Below are 21,174 nucleotides of genomic sequence, written 5' to 3' on the forward strand. Positions count from 1 at the left end.
GCAAATTCAACAAACTGGGTAGGATAAGCCACCTGCCATGCCCAGTTCACATCAACACGCGCATGGTTACTTATTCACAGGATAAGGTCATGGCTGCTCTGCATTCATCTGGAAATAGTATCACCATTCGTGATGTGGCCTCGCGGGCTGGCGTTTCGCTGGCTACGGTATCCCGTGTCCTCAATAACAGCGCTGCTATTCGGCCAGAAACGCGCGCCGCAGTGCTGAAAGCGGTGTCAGAGCTGGGCTACCGCCCAAATGCTAATGCACAAAAACTGGCAACACAAAGTAGCGATACTGTCGGTGTGGTGGTGATGGATGTCTCTGATCCCTTTTTTGGTGCCTTGGTGAAAGCGGTAGACACCGTAGCCCAACGACATCAAAAATATCTGTTGATTGGTAATAGCTACCACCAGGCCGATAAAGAGCGTCATGCCATTGAAGTGCTACTGCGTCAACGCTGTAATTCATTGGTTGTTCACGCTAAGGCATTGAGTGACGGTGAGTTAATCGCTTTTTTAGACCAGGTTCCAGGTATGGTTCTTATTAATAGGATTATTCCTGGGTTTGAGCACCGTTGTGTAGGATTAGACAATGTTAGCGGTGCGCAAATGGCATGCCGTTTACTGCTTAAACAAGGGCACCAACGTATCGGTTTTCTCGGTTCCAACCACCCCATTGATGATGTTATCCAGCGTCAAACGGGTTACCTAAATGCGCTTGAGACCGCCGGAGTCACTGCTCCTGACAGTTGGCGAGCATTTGGTACTCCTGATCTGGCTGGGGGGGAGCGTGCCATGATTGACTTGCTGGGGCGCAATTTACAGCTCAGTGCGGTGTTTGCCTATAACGACTCAATGGCTGCTGGTGCGCTGGCGGTGTTGAAAGAAAACGGTATCAGTGTCCCTGAGCAGTTTTCGCTGGTGGGCTTTGATGATATCCCTATTGCCCGCTATACCAGCCCCAAATTGACCACAGTGCGTTATCCTATTGTTTCTATGGCAACTTTAGCCACCGAGCTGGCACTTGAAGGGGCCAGTCATCCGCCAGACCCGCACGCGGCTTATTGTTTTAAACCCACATTGGTACCGCGTCATTCTGTCGCAATTTGTGGGGTCGCTCACTAGTTACGTATTTATTCTTGTGTAACCGTTTTCAATCTGTGAGAAAATTCACAGATTCTTAACAACGGCCCGTCTATGCTCTAGTTGTTTTCTACCTGAATGTATCAATATGTCATCGGTTACCGGATAAAAAAACACACGGTAGCGGGTTTTAGAATAGTAATTTACAAACACGCGTTCCGCAGATGTTGAGTTTGTAAGTGGCATGGTTTTTGACGACTCAGGCGGCTTTCTCGGAGTGGAGTGCGCTCAAGGACGATAGATATTCAGTGTCAGCAGCTTTGAACGATGGGTCTTTCTCACGTTAAGGCGACGGTGTTATCACCCTGTACTACCCTACATAAACCCGGAGATACAAATGAATAAGAAGGTTTTCACATTAGCGACCCTGGTTGCCAGCATGATGTTTGGCGCGGCTGCTCAAGCTGATACCCGTATTGGTGTCACTATTTATAAATATGATGACAACTTTATGTCCGTGGTCCGTAAAGCTATCGAGAAAGATGCTAAAGCATCTCCTGACGTTACCTTACTGATGAATGACTCCCAAAATGACCAGTCCAAGCAAAACGATCAGATTGACGTATTGCTGGCTAAAGGTGTGAAAGGGCTAGCCATTAACCTGGTCGACCCAGCAGCAGCACCGGTTGTTATTGATAAAGCACGCGGCAACGATGTGCCGATCGTGTTCTATAACAAAGAACCTTCACGTAAGGCATTGGATAGTTACGATAAAGCTTACTATGTAGGGACTGACTCTAAAGAGTCTGGTGTTATTCAGGGTGAGCTGATTGCGAAACACTGGAAAGCCAACCCAGCATGGGATCTGAATAAAGATGGCAAAATCCAATTTGTGCTGTTGAAAGGCGAGCCGGGTCACCCAGACGCTGAAGCACGTACAACTTATGTCATTAAAACGTTGAATGAAAAAGGTCTGCCGACTCAACAATTGCAGTTAGATACTGCAATGTGGGATACCGCGCAAGCTAAAGATAAAATGGATGCCTGGTTATCTGGCCCTAACGCCAACAAGATCGAAGTGGTTATTGCTAACAACGATGCGATGGCGATGGGTGCAGTAGAAGCCTTGAAAGCCCATAACAAAACCAGTATTCCAGTATTTGGTGTTGATGCCTTGCCAGAAGCGTTAGCGCTGGTGAAATCAGGCCAAATGGCCGGTACCGTATTGAACGATGCCAACAATCAAGCTAAAGCAACTTTCGATTTAGTTAAAAATCTGGCTGCCGGTAAACCTGCTGCTGAAGGGACTAACTGGAAAATCGAAAACAAAATCGTACGTATTCCGTATGTAGGTGTTGATAAAGATAACCTGGCTGAATTTACTAAATAACAGCCTGTCGTGATAGGTGGTGCCCAAAGCCGTGTCAGTGCTAAGGGTAAAGCAGTAATTATTAACCTTCTGGCCCCGATATTGGGTAACCAGCACCGGGGCCGAAGGTTTTTTTGCATTGATCCTTATTTTGAATATGCACTTATCGGCGAATAAGGTATTTATTTCGCAGGTGAGTGGCAATTCTTAGCCAGGTATAACTATGGCCGATATTAATACAGCACAACCCCGTGAGTGGTTGCTGGAAATGAGTAATATCAATAAATCATTTCCGGGTGTAAAGGCGTTAGATAACGTAAATCTTAAAGTGCGGCCAAGTTCGATCCATGCATTAATGGGAGAAAATGGTGCAGGTAAGTCAACGCTATTAAAATGTCTGTTTGGTATCTATAAAAAAGACTCCGGGAGTATTCTCTTTCAGGGGCAAGAAATAGAATTTAAAAGCTCTAAAGAAGCATTAGAGCACGGTGTCTCTATGGTTCATCAGGAATTAAACCTGGTGTTACAACGTACAGTGATGGACAACATGTGGCTGGGTCGTTACCCAACCAAAGGTTTTTTTGTCGATCAAGATAAAATGTACAAAGATACCAAAGCTATCTTTGATGAATTGGATATTGATATTGATCCCCGCGATAAAGTCGCAACATTATCAGTATCTCAAATGCAAATGATCGAGATTGCCAAAGCATTCTCTTATAACGCCAAAATCGTCATTATGGATGAACCGACCTCTTCATTAACTGAGAAAGAGGTTAATCATCTATTTACGATTATTCGTAAATTGAAAGAGCGTGGCTGCGGCATTGTTTATATCTCTCACAAGATGGAAGAAATATTCCAACTGTGTGATGAAATCACTATTTTGCGTGATGGTCAGTGGATTACTACCCAGCCGCTGGAAGGGCTGACCATGGATCAGATAATCTCAATGATGGTGGGGCGCTCACTGAGTCAGCGTTTCCCTGATCGCCTGAACACGCCGGGTGAAGTCATTCTGGAAGTGAAAAATCTGACCTCGCTGCGCCAACCCTCGATCCGTGATGTCTCCTTTGATTTGCATAAAGGCGAGATTTTGGGGATTGCTGGCTTGGTTGGGGCCAAGCGCACCGATATTGTTGAAACCTTATTTGGTATCCGCGAAAAAGTGGCCGGGACCATTAAGTTACATGGCAAAAGTATTAATAACCATAGTGCCAATGAAGCCATTAATCATGGGTTTGCACTGGTAACTGAAGAGCGCCGCTCAACCGGGATTTACGCTTATCTCGATGTGGGTTTTAATTCCCTGATCTCTAATATCCGTAACTATAAAAATAAATTTGGGCTGCTGGATAATACGCGCATGAAGAGCGATACCCAATGGGTTATCGATGCGATGCGTGTAAAAACGCCCGGTCACCGTACCAGTATTGGCTCTTTATCCGGTGGTAACCAGCAGAAAGTAATTATTGGCCGTTGGCTACTGACTCAACCAGAAATATTAATGTTGGATGAGCCGACTCGAGGTATTGATGTCGGTGCTAAGTTTGAAATCTATCAGTTAATGACTGAATTAGCGAAGAAAGACAAAGGGATTATTATTATCTCCTCTGAAATGCCTGAGCTACTAGGGATCACTGACAGAATTTTAGTAATGAGTAATGGTCAGGTTGCGGGAATTGTTGATACTAAGCAAACCACGCAAAATGAAATATTACGTCTTGCATCCTTGCATCTCTAATCTAGTCGAAGGTTCTTATTATGAATGCGTTAAATAAGAAAAGTATGCTCACTTACCTTAAAGAGAGCGGGATTTATGTGGTGTTGTTCGTATTACTGGCAATTATTATTGTTAAGGATCCGACGTTTTTAAGTCTGATGAACTTAAGTAACATTCTAACCCAATCATCGGTGCGTATTATTATCGCACTGGGTGTGGCAGGGCTGATTGTTACCCAAGGGACCGACCTGTCAGCCGGGCGTCAGGTAGGTTTGGCGGCGGTAGTTGCGGCGACCATGTTGCAAGCAATGGATAACGTTAATAAAGTTTTCCCTGATTTACACACAGTGCCGATTCCGATTGTTATTTTAACCGTCTGTCTGATTGGTGCGATTATTGGTTTGGTCAACGGTATTATCATTGCTTACCTGAATGTGACTCCATTTATTACCACATTAGGTACGATGATTATCGTCTACGGGATTAACTCCCTGTATTACGATTTCGTTGGCGCATCACCGATTGCAGGTTTTGATCCGGCATTCTCAACCTTTGCTCAAGGGTTCTTACGATTTGGTGATTTCAAACTGTCTTATATTACCTTCTATGCTTTGATTGCTATCGGCTTTGTCTGGGTGCTGTGGAATAAAACTCGTTTTGGTAAGAATATTTTTGCCATCGGCGGTAACCCGGAAGCGGCAAAAGTTTCTGGTGTGAATGTGCCACTAAACTTGATCATGATCTATGCCTTGTCCGGTGTGTTCTATGCTTTCGGCGGTATGTTGGAAGCAGGCCGTATCGGTAGTGCGACTAACAACCTTGGCTTTATGTACGAGTTGGATGCGATTGCCGCCTGTGTGGTGGGCGGTGTGTCCTTTAGTGGTGGTGTTGGTACCGTTATCGGCGTAGTGACTGGGGTAATTATCTTTACCGTTATTAACTACGGATTAACTTATATCGGTGTGAACCCTTATTGGCAGTATATTATTAAAGGTGCGATCATTATCTTTGCCGTCGCATTAGACTCACTGAAATACGCTAAGAAGAAATAATCGGTTATTGTGAATTAACGTAACAGCCAGTCAGGGGTAAACCCGACTGGCTGTTACGTTATGGGTGTCACTTTTATTCACGTCATTTCGTCAAATTTGTCGATATCAATGGCGCTATTGACTCAATGAGCTGGATTGCGCAGATAAATAATCCAATAGGTCAGGCCAACCAATAACCCACCACCAATAATATTGCCGATAGTCACCGGGATTAGATTATCGATAATAAAGTTATTTAGGGTCAGCGCAGAAAATTGATCCGGGGTAGCATTAATTGATAGCCAGAACCTCGGTGATGCATAATCGCGGATGACAATAGCTAATGGGATCAAAAACATATTGGCAATGCTGTGTTCAAAACCGCTGGCGACAAACATGCCGATAGGCAGTAACATCACCACAATTTTATCCGTCAAAGTATGGCCGGAATAGCTCATCCATACTGCCAGGCAGACCATTAGATTAGCCAGAATCCCCAAACACACCGCTTCTACAAACGTATGATGCAATTTGTGTTCGGCTGTTTGTAACACATTCAAGCCCCATAAACCATTTGCCGCCGTATGCTGACCGGCAAACCAAATCAATGCCACAAAGAACAGTGCACCAATAAGATTACCGAAATAGACATTCACCCAATTACAGATTAATTGCCGCCAACTGATTTTGCCACTGGCTTTAGCCACCACAATGAGTACTGTGGATGTGAATAAATCAGCCCCACAGATAATCACTAAAATCAGGCCAAGAGAGAAACACAGGCCGCCTACCAACTTTGCTAACCCAAATGCCACCACGCCAGCAGTGCCGGTTGTTGCTGTAATGTAGAAGACAAAAGCGATAGAGATGAATACACCGGCAGTCATGGCTAAATAAAAGGTGGTGGCCGGATTCTTAGTGGCTTTATATATACCGACTTGCTCTGCCAGTTTTGCCATATCAACCGGAAGTCGCAGATCAAAGGGATTTTCAATGCTCATTGATAACTCCTTACTTATTATTTTATCGGTGTAGGGGAATGAAAACTAATATTAATAAATTATTTTTCTGACCTAAATGTAATGCATTTTTCATACCAGAGATTCATTGAGCGATTTTACTGTTGCATTTTGTATCTTCCCTAAAATTGGTTTTTTCTGGGTCAGATATTAATACTTATTTTTGTTTTCGATATATATTTATTTATATAGTGCTAGTTGTAATTTGATGTTCCATGTAGGGTGAGTATTACATGTAACCTAATGTTTTTATTTATCTTACGATGTAAATGAGACGTGATTTCAACTGATTGGTAAGACGGAAAAATTACGGAGAAATAGTTTGTTAACCCAGATCAAGCTTATCGTCTGTTGATATATATTTGTTCAGTTTAATACCTTAAAGTAGTGATCATTTTTCTGGGCTTAATAACGACGTTTATGGATAGAGCAAAAAAACTACCCCGTCCCACATTGGCTCAAGTTTGGCAAGATACACTGTTCACGGTATCAAAAAAGTTATTATTGCTGCGGGATATAACCGATTTAGTTAATGAACTCAGAAAGCTCTCTTTTTCTGTGGTGCGTTTTCAGCGGGTCAATTTATTACTGCTTAACCCTCTTTATAACCAAAATACCCTTTATACCCATGACGATGCGACCAACAAGGTGCAGGGATCGCAAAATATCTTGTTTGCCGAAGGCCCCGGTGGCTTAGCCTGGCAGCAGCAGACGCCTTTGCAGACTGACCATCGCCGTATGCAAAGGGAGTTTTCTGCTGTTTGTGATTTGATTCCCTATCAGGCATTGCACTCTGGCTGCCATTTCCCCTTGGGTCATGACAATCACTGGTCTGGCTGTATCGAATTTATTAAAACTGATGACAGTGAGTTTGATGAACAAGCAGTTACTTTTCTGGGATTACTGGCAGATGTAGTGGCAATCGCCGTTGATAATATTGCTGAAATCAATCGGGCATTTTCCGAGCGTGAAAAACTGCGCTTTGAGCGCGACCACTATCGGATTTTAGTGGATGTGACCAATACGGTTATTTCTAAGCTGGAGTTGGATGTATTAGCGGCAGAAGTATCAAAAGAGATACATCGATTTTTTAATATTGATTACATTAGCTTAGCGCTCTGTGGTACCCATAAGGATAAAAATAAGTTAAATGTATTTTCTACCCGCTACCAGAGTGGCAAGGCCGTACAGTATCAGCAGGCATGGGTGGATATTACCGGCACTTTGGCTGGGCAGGTTTTACAGAGTAAAACGTTATTGCTGGTTAATTTGGCTGATATCTCTCTTTTGGCACCGGACGATAAGCAACTGGCAAATATGCTGGATGAAGGGTTACAAGTTGTTTGCCTGTTGCCGCTTTTTTTCGGTCACAAAATGTTAGGTGTTTTGAAACTGGCACAATGTCAGAGTGATATTTTCACTGATAGCAATCTAAAACTGTTGCGCCAAATTGCAGCTCGTATTGCCATTGCGGTTGATAATGCTCTGGCCTACAACGAAATTACCCGCCTAAAAGATTCGTTGGTAAATGAAAATCTCTATCTAACGGACCAGATTATTCATAATGAAGAGTTTGGCGAGATAATCGGTAATAGTGCAGGGATTAAAGCAGTACTGGAACAAGTTGAGATGGTGGCTTCCAGTGATTGTACCGTATTGATCCTGGGGGAAACCGGCACCGGCAAAGAGCTGATTGCCCGGGCTATTCATAATTTGAGTACCCGCAAGAATAAACGCATGGTGAAAATGAACTGTGCAGCCATTCCATCGGGTTTGATGGAAAGTGATCTGTTCGGTCATGAGAAGGGGGCTTATACCGGTGCATCATCACAGCGTATTGGCCGGTTTGAAATGGCTGACGGCGGTACACTATTTCTTGATGAAGTGGGCGATATTCCTCTGGAACTACAGCCTAAATTATTACGTGTATTGCAAGAGCGGGAAATAGAACGCCTTGGCGGCAGTAAAATTATTCCGGTGGATGTTCGCCTAATTGCTGCGACCAATCGTGATTTAAAATTGATGATGGTGAATCGCGAATATCGCAGTGACCTCTATTATCGGCTTAATGTTTTTCCGATTGTGATCCCTCCGCTGCGTGAGCGGCCGGAAGATATTCCGTTGCTGGTAAAATTCTTTACTCAAAAAATAGCCAAACGGATGAATCGCACTATCGACACAATTCCTGGTGAAACATTACGTTTGCTCAGCCGTTTACCGTGGCCGGGCAATATTCGTGAATTGGAAAATGTTATTGAGCGGGCGGTCATCCTTAGCCGTGGCACTACGCTGAATTTGCAGTTACAAGAGCTGGAATATCATTTGTCGCCGCTAGAGGTTACTAAACCCGTGGCAGAGAGGGTTGTGCATAAAACCTTATTACCCGAAAGTGAAGAGCCTGAATCTTCAGAGTCTGAGCGCGCGCGAATTGTTCGGGTATTACGTGAAACCAATGGCGTGGTTGCAGGCCCCAAAGGGGCCGCCATTAAGTTAGGGCTAAAACGCACCACCTTGTTATCACGGATGCAGCGGTTAGGAATATCAGTAAAAAGTATCGAAGATGAAGATGGGATGGATTAACTCATTTATTTGCTTCGAATAAAACTAATATCTATTTACCGAATACCGTGTTGAACCAAGCAGTGCCAAACCCTTCTACCTGAACGCGGCGTCGCGAGCAAAGCCAGTCTGGGCGCGCTCAGCGCACAGCCACCGGAGTGTACATATAAGTACATGACGGTGGCGAGCACTGCGTAAACCCAGAATGGCAAAGCGCAGTAGCCGTTAACCGATCACCCCACTTCGGCTTCTCTACGTAACCGCGCCTTCAACTGACTGTATTCCTGTTGCACATAGTTTTCTGCCCACGTTTGATCTGGGATGGCTTCCAGCTTCACCGCGCAATATTTATATTCCGGTGTTTTGGAAATCGGATCCAGATGGTCCAGCGTCAGCTCATTACAGGCACCAATCCACCACTGGTAGGTCATATATACCGCACCGATATTAATGCGTTCACTGACTGAGACCCGCGTGATAACTTTACCGCGACGCGATTCTACCCACACCAGTTGTTGATCCTGCAAGCGCATTTTATCCGCATCCTGCGGGCTGATTTGCACATAACCTGGTTCATCGGCCAGTGTTTGCAGTGCGGAACAGTTGCCAGTCATCGAACGGCAGGAGTAGTGGCCGACCTCACGCACGGTACACAACACCAGCGGATATTGCTCATCCACCAGTTCCATTGGCGCACGCCATTCACTGGCAAATAACAATCCTTTGCCGCCAGGGCGGTCAAACTTATTACCGGCATACAACCAGGGGGTTCCGGGACTGTCTTCAGTGGTACATGGCCATGGGATATAGCCCAAACCTGCCATTTTCTCGTAGGTTGCGCCATAGTACAGCGGGCACAACTCACGCAGTTCATCCCAAATCTCTTTGGTATTGTTATATTTCATCGGATAGCCGAGTGCGGTCGCCATCAGACTAATAATTTCCCAATCTGGTTTTACATCACCTTGTGGCTCAACCGCTTTTTCAAACCGCTGGAAACCACGGTCTGCTGCAGAATAGACCCCTTCATGTTCGCCCCACGAGGTGGCGGGGAAGATAACATCCGCCTCGGCTGCGGTTTTAGTCATAAAGATATCTTGCACAATCAGCAGTTCTAATTCGCTGAAGGCTTCACGCATCATGGACAAATCCGGTTCGGTCTGGAGTGGATCTTCGCCCATCACGTAGTTGGCTTTAATTTTCCCCTCTTTCACTTTATGTGGAACATCGGTCAGCGAGTAACCGACTTTATCGGACAGGGATGGTACCCCCCAGGCTTTGGCAAATTTTTCCAGTGTGGCGGGATCGGTCACAGATTGATAACCCGGATACATATTTGGCAATGCGCCCATATCGCAGGCACCCTGCACGTTGTTTTGCCCGCGTACCGGACCAACACCGACATTCGGGCGCCCCAGATTACCGGTTAACAGTGCCAGTCCTGACAACCCTTTCACGACATCTACGCCCTGGCCCCACTGAGTGACACCCATCCCCCACAAGATGGTGGCTGAAGGGGCGGCGGCATAGATACGCATGGCTTCACGAATTGATTTCGCCGGCAGGCCAGTAATGCTTTCGACATATTCCGGGGTGTATTTGGCGACGATTTCACGGTACTCGTCGAAGCCCTCGGTATAGCGGGAGACATAATCTTTATCGTACAGCTCTTCAGTGATCAACACATTGGCAAAGGCATTTACCAGTGCCATATTGGAGCCGTTTTTCAGGGGTAACCAGAGATCTGCAATACGCGCCGTTTCGATATGGCGTGGATCGCAGACAATCACTTTCGCGCCTTTTTCTTTGGCTTTCAGAATACGGCGGGCCACGATCGGATGGGAGTCAGCGGCGTTGTAGCCAAACACTAAAATACATTTGGTATCTTCAATCTCACAGATTGAATTACTCATCGCGCCATTACCCAATGTCACTTGCAGCCCGGCGACCGACGGGCCGTGGCAAACACGGGCGCAGCAGTCAATATTGTTGCTGCCGGTAACCGCACGGGCAAATTTCTGCATCACATAGTTGGTTTCATTGCCTGGGCCACGGGATGAACCGGTATGCATAATGGCTTCCGGGCCATATTTTTCTTTGATTGCCCGCAGTTTACTGCTAGCAAACTCAATCGCTTCATCCCAGGATACCGCCTCCAGCTTGCCGCCTTTTTGGCGACGGATCATCGGCTGTTTAAGGCGCGGAGTTAGCAATTTGGTGTCATTGAGAAAGTCCCAACCATAGTAGCCTTTCAGACACAACTCACCCTGATTGGTGACGCCATTTGCGCCTTCAGCGCCAACCACTTTGCCATTCTCAACCAGCAAATTGATTTTGCAGCCGGAGCCACAGTACGGGCAGACCGTTAATGCTTTTTTCATAATAATTACCCTTCGTTCTTGGAGCCGCAGCCTTATTGACTAAAAGCTCATTTCGTTGGCTTCATCTAAAGCAGCACGCATCTGTTTTTTGCGCAGCATGGCCTGCATGGTGTCGCGGCCAATCATGTGCAGCGCCTGCGTTGGGCAAACGGAGATACACGCCGGGCCGGCGGCTTGCCCTTCGCACAAGTCACATTTCTGTGCTTCGGCTTTCAGGCAGAATCCTTGTGAGAGGCCGTTAAACATCACTTCGACCTGTTTGGTCACGACGCTCATCGCACCATACGGGCAGGCAACGACACAGGTTTTGCAGCCAATGCATTTTTCCTGCAACACTTGAATACTGTCCGCTGCCCGAACAATTGCGCCGTTCGGGCAAACATTGGCACAAGGGGCATCTTCACAGTGCCGACACATAATGGCGGTACTGACATTTAGCCCTTTAACCACCTTCAGCCGAGGCGCGAAATTGGCTTTAGTTAGCGTGTCCAGCTTGCCACCGTTGTGTGCCAGCACGCAGGCCACCTCACAGGTGCGGCAGCCAATACACTTTTTGGGGTCTGCGATTATGAACCGGTTCATTGTGTTCTCTCCTTCCCCTTCATCTTTCAAGTTGCAGATGTGTTGGCTGCACTTGCTTACCCGAATCACTTACTTGAGTAAGCTCATCGGGACTCACTCGCTTGCCGCCTTCCTGCACCTTGAAATCTATTGGGGATAAATATCTTCATCTTTCAAGTTGCAGGTGTGTTGGCTGCACTTGCTTACCCGAATCACTTACTTGAGTAAGCTCATCGGGACTCACTCGCTTGCCGCCTTCCTGCACCTTGAAATCTATTGGGGATAAATATCTTCATCTTTCAAGTTGCAGATGTGTTGGCTGCACTCGTTCGCCCGAATCACTTACTTGAGTAAGCTCATCGGGACTCACTCGCTTGCCGCCTTCCTGCACCTTGAAATCTATTGGGTATAAATTGATAGATCTGGCAGATTCACGTTTAGAACAGCTAATCTGGCTCATTACCTTACATACTGCATGGTTTATGCCAACTTGAAGTGGTCAGGTAAAAGTGAATAAATGTGATTGTTTTATAAAGGATTAGTGGATGCTGATGTGGGCGGGGAGGTTAACAGGAAACTGTCGGCTGGCATGACGTCGGCAAATTTGACGACGCCATGCCGTCATTTCGCTATAAATGCGCGAAACCACCGTCACCTTGCCAGTGTGGCAGTTGTTGATACACCGTTTCTACCGCCTGTTTTACTGGCTCGGTCATTGGGAAGTAAAACGCTACTAAGGTGGGTTGAATCCCTACAAAAATGACTTCACTAATATCTTCCTTTAACTGATCAATTAGAAAGTCGAGCGGTAAATTATGGGTGCTCATGATAAACATTTCGGCAATTCGCTCAGGGTCAATGATGCGAATCTCACCCGGCGGCAGCTCCATATCGGCAGCATCGACAATAACTAATCGCGTCGGTTGCAATGCGCGAATACGATGCACCACATTTTCCGGTGCCGAACCACCGTCAATCACCTGCCAGTCAATCAGTGGTTGTTGTGTCATGCGTTCAGCCAGTAGTGGGCCTGCGCCGTCATCGCCCATCATGCTGTTGCCAACGGTTAACACTAGATTGAGGGCGGTGGTGTGAGTGGCGGGGAGATGTGGCATGTTCATGGGCGGCGTTTCACCATTAAATAGATGGCAGGTTCCTGCTCGATATCGTACAGGGTTTGCAGCAGTTGTTGGCTCCATGGCTGGTGGAGTGAGGCGGAGTTTTCAGCCAGTGGTGCGAAGGCTTTTGCCAATAACTGGGTATGGGTACTGTCGATGGTGATTTCACCAAACTTCAGTAAACCGGCCATCTTGCGGTGAGCCTCGCCGGCGGGCAACTGACCAAACCATTGTTCATATTCTGCCAGCGGGCATTCCATGATGGCTTTTAAGCAATCAATCACCCCCACATGGTGGCCGATAGCCAGTGAGTAATACATCACTTGTTGTGCTTGCTCGGGCATATCGTCATCACTGTCGAGGAATTTCTGATTCAGTGCATAGAAAATAACCTTAGCGGACATCAGCTTTGCCTCCCGCCAATTGTATCAGGGCAATGTGTTGCAGGTTAGCGAATATCTCGCTCAGACGCGGATCATCTTGTTGGCGCAGGTAGTTCTGGCAGCGCTGTTCAAATTCCGGTAATGGCTGATTGACCAGCAGCGACAAGAAACTGTCGGTGATTTCCCGCCCCTGGCGATAGCCGGCCATACGGCGCGCTTCACGCTCCAACAGCACTCGCAGATTGAGCGGTGCATCGGGGTGAATCAGCGCGACGCGTTCATCGGCACTCTCCTGATGCTCTTCGCCTTTCAGTTTTTGCTCCAGCAGACCCAATGCCACGGCAAAACCATAGATGGTTGCGGCTGGGGTCGGCGGGCAACCGGGAATGTACACATCAATCGGTACGATGGTATCGCTGCCACCCCAGACACAGTACAGGTCATGGAAGATGCCACCACCACAACCACACGCGCCGTAAGAGACGCAGATTTTTGGGTCCGGTGCCGATTCATAAGCGCGCAGTGCCGGTGTGCGCATGGCGCGAGTAACCGCACCGGTAAACAGCAAAATATCCGCGTGGCGGGGGGAGGCGACTACTTTGATACCAAAGCGCTCGGTGTCGAACAGTGGGGTGATTGAGGAGAAAATCTCAATCTCACAGCCGTTGCAGCCACCACAATCCACCCGATAGACATAGGCGGAGCGCTTGATATCTTTCAATAATTTACTTTTTAACTGGGCAACCGAGGGATCAAGTGCGATCGGCTGGCTAACATGGTGCCCCCAGCCCGGTTTTAATGAATGTGGTTGGCTCATAGCTTGCCCCTCCCTTCGCTATGCTGATCCAGCATGACGTTGTTATTAATAACGATATTCTGTTTGCGCTTACACTCAGGGCAAGTTTCAAAATGTGGCCGCTGCTGCTCGACATCCTCGGCCGCCATCCCGGAATGAATCAGCAGTGCCATGACATAATCCACTTCTTTTTTCGGTGCAAAGGGTTGCTGGCATTGCTGGCAATGGGCAAGGGTAAAACTGGCGCGCTGATACAAATCCGCTTTGTTGAAGACGGCCAGTTCAAACTCTTGTGATAACACAATGGCGCGGGTCGGGCAGACCTCCTCACAGCGGCCACAAAAAATGCAACGCCCGAGAAATAACTGCCACTGACGAGTGCCGCTAGCAAGATCGGTTTCCATGGTTAGCGCATTGGCAGGGCAGGCCATGGTACAAGCACCACAGGCGATGCATTGCTCGGCATCATATTGCGGTTTGCCGCGAAAACCGTGGCTGACCTCAAGCGGCTTAAACGGGTATTTCACCGTGGTGTCGCCCACTTTCAGGATGGTTTTAAACAGTTTGAACATTCTTCATCCCTCTATTTGAGCGGCGAATGGGTGCGCTCAATGCCATAACGCTCGATCTCTTTGTACGGCACAGTGACGGATTTTTGCTTGCGCACATCCACCAGAGTGACCCGGTCAGTACAGGAGTAGCAGGGATCGAGGCTGCCGATAATCAGGGGCGCATCGGAGACGGTATTGCCGCGCAACATATAACGCAGCACCGGCCAATTGGCGTAAGTTGCCGCACGGCAACGCCAGCGGAATAGCTTCTGGTTGTCGCCGGTCATGCTCCAATGCACATCTTCGCCACGTGGTGCTTCCGAGAACCCGAGGGCGAACTTGTAAGGTTGGTAATTGACTTTTTCTTCCAGCAGCGGCCCGCCAGGCATATGGTTCAGGCCATATTCAATCATCACCAGCGAGTCAAAGAACTCGCGCACCCGCACCAGCAGGCGGGAGTGGACATCGCAGCCATCAAGGGTAAACAACTCTTTGGGCACATTGGCATAGTTGGCGTAGCTGTGGTCATGGCGCATATCACGCGCATAGCCACTGGCGCGGATCATTGGGCCGACCGGACTGAAATCGCGGGCGATTTTGCGATCCAGCAGGCCCACCCCCACGGTACGTTGTTCGATATTGGCGGTGCTCATCAACATATCCACTAACTGGCCGATATCGGCACGCATCTCCGAGACCAATTGCAGCGTTTTGATGCGATCCGCTTTCAGGATATCGCGGCGTACGCCACCAATCAGATTCAGACCGTAGGTTTTACGTGCGCCAGTGAGCATCTCAGCAATCGTCATCGCTTTTTCACGCACGCGGAAGAACTGCATAAAACCGGTATCGAAACCAACAAAGTGACAAGACAAACCGATATTGAGCAGATGGCTGTGCAGCCGCTCTACTTCAAGCAAAATGGTGCGGATCATCTGTGCCCGTGGCGGCACGATAATGCCCAAAGCATTTTCAATGGAAGAGGTGTAGGCCACGCTGTGGGTGAAGCCACAGATGCCGCAGATGCGATCTGACAGGAAGGTGACGTCGTTGTAACCCATGCGAGTTTCGGCCAGTTTCTCCATGCCACGATGGACATAAAATAGGCGGTAATCGGCATCAATAATATCTTCGCCGTCGACAAACAGCCGGAAGTGACCCGGTTCGTCAGAGGTAATATGCATTGGGCCAATAGGCACCACCCGGCTACTGCTGCCTGCTTCGTTTTCAAACTGATAGGTTTCTGTATCGCTGGTGGGCGTGGGGCGCTGGCGATAGTCCATGGTGTCTTTACGCAACGGATAGAGGTCATCTGGCCAATCATCGGGCAGCACTAAACGGCGCTCATCAGGCAGACCAACCGGTTGCAGACCATACATATCGCGTACTTCTCGCTCGCCCCAGACGGCGGCAGGTACCCGAGGTGTGACTGACGGGAACTCCGGTCGTTCAGGGCTGATAAGTGCTTTGACAATCACCCAGCACTTATCGCCATACTGCTTACCGGTCTCTTCGCCATATTGTTCACGGCCTTCCATCGACAGCACATAGTAAATGGCAAAATAGCCATTCAGGCTGCGTTCATCATTACCAAACAGCACCGACAACCAGCCACCTTGTTGATAATAAAGGTGCTCTACCACATCGGGCAGGCTATTTAGTTTGATGGTAATGGTCAGTTGATCAGGGGTTTGCCACTCTTCATCTAAAATCGCCGCAGGAAATTGTTCACGCAGGCGGGCTACATAGGCTGCACCCAGCTTTTCACCGCTGTGTGGATGGCTTGACACCGGCTGACCTGAACCCGGAATAGCTGAAATAGGGGTTTCGCGAGTCACGTTACATCTCCTGACGATTCGGGGTTAGTTGCACCGCACTATGGCTCTGTGCAACGGATGGAATGGGCTGAGTTACGGGTTGCGGTGGAGAGAGGTGCTGCCACGGCAGCATAAATTGTTGCTGGGTTGGCTCACTGCCATCGTTATTGAGAACAATCTGGGCCGCATCGGTCAATAAACGGGTCACTGGAGCCGGAATATGCACGCCAAGCAACAGCATCAACAACAACAGTATCGCCATCGGCGCGGTGGTCAGAATACCCAGTTCGCCTTTGCTGACCGCTGCCGGTGGTGTTCCCAACACGGTGTTGGCTATCATGCGTACCAATCCGGCCAGTACCAGTGTTAGTAGCAAGAGCAGGGCGATAACCAGCCAAATATGGCCGGCGTCAATCGCGGCAGCCACCACCATAAACTCACTGATAAATACGTTAAACGGCGGCATCCCGGCCAGCGCTAATGCGCCACCAGCCAGTAACACCGCAGTCAGCGGTGCGACGCGGATAATGCCTTTAATCGCGCCCATATCCCGCGTGCCGTATTTCAATAACACATTGCCGGAACCACAGAACAGCAAGGTCTTAGCCAGGCTGTGATTCAAGGTGTGGAACAGTGCTGCCAGCACACCTAGCGGGCCGCCAATGCCCAGCGCAACCGCAATTAACCCCATATTCTCGACGCTGGAATAGGCCAGTAAACGCTTCATATCGCGCTGAGCCAGAATAAAGAAGGCGGATACCGCAACCGACATCATGCCGAACACCAACAGCAGCATTTGTGGGAAATGTGGCCCGATGGCGGCGCTGATAATGATGTAGTAACGGATGATAACCAGCAGGGCGCAGTTAAGCAGTACGGCGGATAACAGGGCGCTGGTGGGGCTAGGAGCTTCACTGTGGGCATCCGGTAGCCACGAATGCATTGGGAACAGCCCGGTTTTGGTACCGAAGCCAATCAGGATAAAGACAAACGCCAGATGCATCAGGCTGGGGTCCAACTCTTTAGCGTGTTCAGAAACCACGGTCCAGAAGATAGCACTGCCCGGATCTGCCAGCACATTCGCGGCATTGGCATATACCAGCACTGTGCCGTACAACCCGAATGCCACACCGACGGTACAGATAATAATGTACTTCCACGCCGCCTCCAGTGAGGAGCGCTGCCCGTATAATCCCACCAAAAAGGCTGAGCTGAGGGTAGTGGCTTCAATACCAACCCACATCAGGATCAGGTTATTACTGGTGACCACCAACAGCATGGTGAACAGGAACAGATGGAAGAAACCGTAGTAGTTGCACAGCGTGCCAACTGTGATTTCGCCATTATTCACTTCATGACGCATATAGCCAAGGGAATAGAGACCGGTGATAAAGCCGATAATGCCCAGAATAGCGAGGAACAGCGCGCTGAGACTATCGATATGCAGCCAATTATGCGCCGCCAGAATCTCCCCGCCCAGCGCAACCCGACACACTACCGTCAGCGCCACCACTAGCAACACAGTGATGCCGGTAAAATGCACCCAAGTGGTTGCCATCCGTGCGGCACTGCCTAACGCCCGGCAAGCGAACGCGAGCAATGAGGCTATTAGAGGTATCGCCAGCAGCAACAACAGCAGGTCAGTATTACTCATTTCATTACCCCTTTAGCGCCGTCAGTTGTTTAACATCCAGCGTGTGCAGCGTGCGGTAAATCTTGCGCGCCATGAGCGTCATCACAATCACCGCGAAGATGGCATCGGTGGCAACGCCAATCTCGACCAATTCCGGTGCGCGGAAGGCCAGCAGCGCCAGCATCAGATGAGCCCCGTTCTCCATCAGGCAATAGCCAAAGATATTTTTCAGAATATTGCGTTGGGTGACGATACACAGCAGGCCAATCAGGAAATGCCCCAATGAGACGGCCAGCGCCGGTTTCAGTGCGCTGACCATGGGCAGTTGCACCGGTTCAACCACGAAGTAGCTCAGCAAGATAATGATGGCGGCGATAAAAATCAGGCTGGCGGTACCAATGATGCCGCCATTGGCTTTGGGATCGTCCATTTGGCGAAAAGCGCGATACATAATCCACGGCACCAGCACCACTTTGGTGACAAAGGCACTCAGCGACCACAGGTACAGCTCGTGGGCACCCAAGGTTTCAGCCAGTACCAGAAAAATCAGCACCAGTACCAGTGACTGCAAGGCATAAAGCAGCGCCGAAGTGGCGGGTTTCTTGGCGATGATTACCAGTAGTGAGGTAATGATCAGCAGCCCTGCGAGGTTATTTACGACCAAATTATTGACAAGAAGTGTTCCGGTCATTTTCTACTCCCTTATCCGAGCCAGGCGACAGCAATAAAGCTTGAGCACACCGACATAATCACCAGAATCACCAATACCCCCTGCATCGCCAGTGGCAGCGGTTTGGCGCAGGCGACCTCTGGTGATGGTTTACCGGGTACGGTTTGCCCGAACCAGTAGAGGAACCAGCCAAAGCTCGCTACCGATTCAAGTAGTGCCAGCACCAGCAGAGGTATCAGTAGCCAATGTTCGTGAGAGAGCGAGAAGCCAGCGGCAAAAATAGGGAATTTGCTGAAGAAGCCATTAAAAGGTGGCACCCCAGTGATTGCCAGTGCAGCGACACAGAACCCCACGCCCAGTAGTGGCATTTTGCCCATGATGCCTTTGAGTTTGGGTAACATACGAGTACCGCAGCTATAGCTCAGCGCACCTGCCACTAAGAAGAACAGACTCTTGGCAAACGCATGGTTAAAGATGTAGGCAATGCCGCCATCAAAGGCCATTTTTGAGCCATAGATAGCCAACGACAGAGCGAAGAAGATGTAAGACAACTGGGTAATGGTGGAGTAGGCCAGCAGCCGCTTCATATCTTTTTGTGGCAGATACATAAAGAAGCCATAGATCAGCGTAATCACTGCCATCACCATGCCCACGGTGCCAATTATTTGGGGTACATCGCCAGCGGAATAAATAGCGCGGGCAAAGATATAAACCCCCACTTTGACCATCGAGGCGGCGTGCAGGTATGAACTGACCGGCGTCGGGGCTTCCATCGCATCCGGTAACCAGATATGCAGTGGCAACTGGGCGGATTTCCCCCAAGCGGCAAACAGGATGCCGCCGAACACTATGATTTTGGTGCTGTTGTCTAATTGCGCCAGTGCCGTTAGGGCAAAGGTGCCGGTATTAACCAGTAACACCGCGGCCGCCAGATACAGGCCGATAGCCGCAACATGGGTTACCAGCAGCGCTTTGAGTGCCGAGCGCAGTGACTTCTGACTCTGGTAGTAACCAATTAATCCCCACGAACAACCGCCGGTGATTTCAAAGAAGAACAACTGACCCAGCAGAGTGGATGACAATACCAACCCGGCCATTGCACCGATAAATACCAGCAACAGGGCGTAGTAGCGGTTAGTGCCTTCGTGCGGGTGCTCGCGATTACCCAGGGTCAGATAACTGGTAGAATAGATACTGACCAGCAGCCCAAGAAAGACGACGGCGAAAGCAATCAAGGTACTGATGCGGTCGATAGTCAGGCCAAACAGCGCCATATCGCCGTAGTGAATTAGATCAACCGTGACATCAATCTTCCCGCCACTTAAGTAGATATAGGCCAGCAACAGGGTTCCGAGAGTTGCCAGTAGTGAAAAGAAAGTACAGGACCATTTTGCCCATTGCTGTGGCAAGCAGGCCGTGAGGATGGCACCGGCAAATGGGACCAGAATGGTCGCAAGGGCGATGTTCATTAGGGCGATATTCATAAGAGCCATGTTCTCCATGATGGGTTTATTAGCTCCTTAAAGACCTGTGAGATAGAAAACCAGGGACAAGGCAGCAACACCAAACCCCAGCCAGGTAACACGGGAGGTCAACAGGAAGCGCCCACGGGCGATACTGTTTTCCACGATGGAGGCCAGTACAAACACCACCACCAGCTTGATAATGCAGGCCAGTAGCGCCCACAACAGGCCAAATCCAGTGAGTACTGCCAGCTTGCCGAACGGAATAAACACGGCGAGGAACAGTTGTGCCACCACCACTTGTTTCAGGCTGATGCCCCATTTGACCAGACCCAGCGCGGCACCTGAGTATTCGGTTAGCGGCCCTTCTTGTAACTCTTGCTCAGCTTCGGCGACATCAAACGGGATTTTGCCCATCTCGATAAACACGGCGAAACCACAGGCCAGTAACGCCAGCGCGGTTGCGGTCGGCGATTGCCAGTGGCCGGTCGAGAGTGCAGTACTGATGGTGCCGATATTGGTCGAACCGGCGATTAACCCCACTACCAGTAGCGACAGAATCAGTGTCGGTTCCACCAGCACACCAAGGGTTAACTCACGGCTGGCACCGATACCGGCAAAGATGCTGCCGCTATCCAGACCGGCCAGTGAGAAGAAGAAGCGGAACAGCGCGAACAGATAAAGCAGGGCTATCAGGTCTCCTGCCACGCCAAATGGCGATGCTAGCGTGAAAATGGGCAGCGCCATCGCAATCAGCAACATGCTGCCTAATAACACATAAGGCATCAGACGGAAGATGATGCCTGCATTCGCCGGTGCTACATCCTGACGTTTTAACAGTTTGGCTAAATCACGATAGTCTTGTAGCACGCCCGGCCCGCGGCGTGAGTGCATGCGGGCTTTTACCATGCGCGAAATACCCGACATCAATGGTGCCAGCGCCAGCATGAAAAGCGCCTGCCCAATGGCGAAGGCAATCATAGAGACCGCAGGCATATCAGTAGTTGGCATTGCT

Annotated in this window: 17 protein-coding genes; 5 read left to right on the forward strand and 12 right to left on the reverse strand. The window is 49.0% G+C overall.

Annotated elements, in window-relative coordinates; all coding sequences use genetic code 11:
• Positions 1-89: 89 nt before the first annotated feature.
• From galS to mglC, 4 genes are all read left to right on the forward strand, one after another.
• Complete coding sequence (gene galS / locus ACWJJO_RS07835; RefSeq protein ID WP_481090887.1) at positions 90-1,127, forward strand: HTH-type transcriptional regulator GalS; 1,038 nt, start codon at positions 90-92, stop codon at positions 1,125-1,127.
• A 355-nt stretch (positions 1,128-1,482) separates the two neighbouring features.
• Positions 1,483-2,475 (forward strand): galactose/glucose ABC transporter substrate-binding protein MglB, encoded by a 993-nt coding sequence (gene mglB, locus ACWJJO_RS07840; protein ID WP_372558441.1) that lies wholly within the window; start codon positions 1,483-1,485, stop codon positions 2,473-2,475.
• A gap of 202 nt (positions 2,476-2,677) precedes the next feature.
• On the forward strand, positions 2,678-4,198 hold the full coding sequence (mglA, locus tag ACWJJO_RS07845) for a galactose/methyl galactoside ABC transporter ATP-binding protein MglA (protein WP_372568901.1): 1,521 nt from the start codon (positions 2,678-2,680) through the stop codon (positions 4,196-4,198).
• Between the two features lie 20 nt (positions 4,199-4,218).
• Complete coding sequence (mglC, locus tag ACWJJO_RS07850; protein ID WP_005187595.1) at positions 4,219-5,229, forward strand: galactose/methyl galactoside ABC transporter permease MglC; 1,011 nt, start codon at positions 4,219-4,221, stop codon at positions 5,227-5,229.
• 122 nt (positions 5,230-5,351) lie between these two features.
• Here mglC and focA read toward each other — a convergent pair whose 3' ends face one another.
• Positions 5,352-6,209, reverse strand: coding sequence for a formate transporter FocA (gene focA / locus ACWJJO_RS07855; RefSeq protein WP_481090888.1), 858 nt, complete (start codon positions 6,207-6,209; stop codon positions 5,352-5,354).
• Between the two features lie 438 nt (positions 6,210-6,647).
• On the opposite strand from focA, the gene flhA reads away from it, so the two are divergent.
• Positions 6,648-8,807: a formate hydrogenlyase transcriptional activator FlhA gene (flhA, locus tag ACWJJO_RS07860; RefSeq protein WP_481090889.1), complete on the forward strand. Its 2,160-nt coding sequence runs from the start codon at positions 6,648-6,650 to the stop codon at positions 8,805-8,807.
• Positions 8,808-9,019: 212 nt separating this feature from the next.
• On the opposite strand, the gene fdhF is transcribed toward flhA, so the two are convergent.
• From fdhF to ACWJJO_RS07915, 11 genes are all read right to left on the reverse strand, one after another.
• The gene (gene fdhF, locus ACWJJO_RS07865) at positions 9,020-11,167 is read right to left on the reverse strand and encodes a formate dehydrogenase subunit alpha (protein ID WP_083159380.1); all 2,148 of its coding nucleotides are present in this window, start codon (positions 11,165-11,167) and stop codon (positions 9,020-9,022) included.
• Between the two features lie 39 nt (positions 11,168-11,206).
• Positions 11,207-11,749 (reverse strand): 4Fe-4S binding protein, encoded by a 543-nt coding sequence (locus tag ACWJJO_RS07870; RefSeq protein WP_032906839.1) that lies wholly within the window; start codon positions 11,747-11,749, stop codon positions 11,207-11,209.
• 608 nt (positions 11,750-12,357) lie between these two features.
• Positions 12,358-12,843 (reverse strand): hydrogenase maturation peptidase HycI, encoded by a 486-nt coding sequence (hycI, locus tag ACWJJO_RS07875; protein ID WP_481091570.1) that lies wholly within the window; start codon positions 12,841-12,843, stop codon positions 12,358-12,360.
• A 2-nt stretch (positions 12,844-12,845) separates the two neighbouring features.
• Positions 12,846-13,250: a formate hydrogenlyase maturation HycH family protein gene (locus ACWJJO_RS07880; RefSeq protein WP_083159378.1), complete on the reverse strand. Its 405-nt coding sequence runs from the start codon at positions 13,248-13,250 to the stop codon at positions 12,846-12,848.
• Positions 13,240-14,046: an NADH-quinone oxidoreductase subunit B family protein gene (locus tag ACWJJO_RS07885; protein ID WP_372568905.1), complete on the reverse strand. Its 807-nt coding sequence runs from the start codon at positions 14,044-14,046 to the stop codon at positions 13,240-13,242. The genes ACWJJO_RS07880 and ACWJJO_RS07885 overlap by 11 nt, the downstream gene beginning before the upstream one ends.
• Positions 14,043-14,597, reverse strand: a complete 555-nt coding sequence (hyfH, locus tag ACWJJO_RS07890; protein ID WP_372568906.1) for a hydrogenase 4 subunit H — start codon at positions 14,595-14,597, stop codon at positions 14,043-14,045. The genes ACWJJO_RS07885 and hyfH overlap by 4 nt, the downstream gene beginning before the upstream one ends.
• Before the next feature lie 11 nt (positions 14,598-14,608).
• On the reverse strand, positions 14,609-16,414 hold the full coding sequence (locus ACWJJO_RS07895) for a hydrogenase large subunit (protein WP_083159372.1): 1,806 nt from the start codon (positions 16,412-16,414) through the stop codon (positions 14,609-14,611).
• A gap of 1 nt (position 16,415) precedes the next feature.
• Positions 16,416-18,047: a hydrogenase 4 subunit F gene (locus ACWJJO_RS07900; protein ID WP_083159370.1), complete on the reverse strand. Its 1,632-nt coding sequence runs from the start codon at positions 18,045-18,047 to the stop codon at positions 16,416-16,418.
• 4 nt (positions 18,048-18,051) lie between these two features.
• A complete protein-coding gene (gene hyfE, locus ACWJJO_RS07905) occupies positions 18,052-18,717 on the reverse strand; it encodes a hydrogenase 4 membrane subunit (RefSeq protein WP_083159369.1) in 666 nt (221 codons plus the stop codon).
• Positions 18,718-18,728: 11 nt separating this feature from the next.
• On the reverse strand, positions 18,729-20,180 hold the full coding sequence (locus tag ACWJJO_RS07910) for a hydrogenase 4 subunit D (RefSeq protein WP_481090890.1): 1,452 nt from the start codon (positions 20,178-20,180) through the stop codon (positions 18,729-18,731).
• A gap of 36 nt (positions 20,181-20,216) precedes the next feature.
• Positions 20,217-21,170 (reverse strand): respiratory chain complex I subunit 1 family protein, encoded by a 954-nt coding sequence (locus ACWJJO_RS07915; protein ID WP_083159367.1) that lies wholly within the window; start codon positions 21,168-21,170, stop codon positions 20,217-20,219.
• Positions 21,171-21,174: the final 4 nt, after the last annotated feature.

The sequence above is a fragment of the Yersinia antarctica genome (genome assembly GCF_056636475.1).

Coding starts and splice junctions, on each gene's coding strand:
- ACWJJO_RS07915 (WP_083159367.1), bottom strand. CDS start 21,170: ATGCCAACTACTGATATGCCTGCGGTCTCTATGATTGCCTTCGCCATT.
- mglC (WP_005187595.1), top strand. CDS start 4,219: ATGAATGCGTTAAATAAGAAAAGTATGCTCACTTACCTTAAAGAGAGC.
- ACWJJO_RS07880 (WP_083159378.1), bottom strand. CDS start 13,250: ATGTCCGCTAAGGTTATTTTCTATGCACTGAATCAGAAATTCCTCGAC.
- mglB (WP_372558441.1), top strand. CDS start 1,483: ATGAATAAGAAGGTTTTCACATTAGCGACCCTGGTTGCCAGCATGATG.
- ACWJJO_RS07870 (WP_032906839.1), bottom strand. CDS start 11,749: ATGAACCGGTTCATAATCGCAGACCCCAAAAAGTGTATTGGCTGCCGC.
- focA (WP_481090888.1), bottom strand. CDS start 6,209: ATGAGCATTGAAAATCCCTTTGATCTGCGACTTCCGGTTGATATGGCA.
- hyfH (WP_372568906.1), bottom strand. CDS start 14,597: ATGTTCAAACTGTTTAAAACCATCCTGAAAGTGGGCGACACCACGGTG.
- hyfE (WP_083159369.1), bottom strand. CDS start 18,717: ATGACCGGAACACTTCTTGTCAATAATTTGGTCGTAAATAACCTCGCA.
- flhA (WP_481090889.1), top strand. CDS start 6,648: ATGGATAGAGCAAAAAAACTACCCCGTCCCACATTGGCTCAAGTTTGG.
- hycI (WP_481091570.1), bottom strand. CDS start 12,843: ATGCCACATCTCCCCGCCACTCACACCACCGCCCTCAATCTAGTGTTA.
- ACWJJO_RS07900 (WP_083159370.1), bottom strand. CDS start 18,047: ATGAGTAATACTGACCTGCTGTTGTTGCTGCTGGCGATACCTCTAATA.
- ACWJJO_RS07910 (WP_481090890.1), bottom strand. CDS start 20,180: ATGAATATCGCCCTAATGAACATCGCCCTTGCGACCATTCTGGTCCCA.
- galS (WP_481090887.1), top strand. CDS start 90: ATGGCTGCTCTGCATTCATCTGGAAATAGTATCACCATTCGTGATGTG.
- fdhF (WP_083159380.1), bottom strand. CDS start 11,167: ATGAAAAAAGCATTAACGGTCTGCCCGTACTGTGGCTCCGGCTGCAAA.
- mglA (WP_372568901.1), top strand. CDS start 2,678: ATGGCCGATATTAATACAGCACAACCCCGTGAGTGGTTGCTGGAAATG.
- ACWJJO_RS07885 (WP_372568905.1), bottom strand. CDS start 14,046: ATGAGCCAACCACATTCATTAAAACCGGGCTGGGGGCACCATGTTAGC.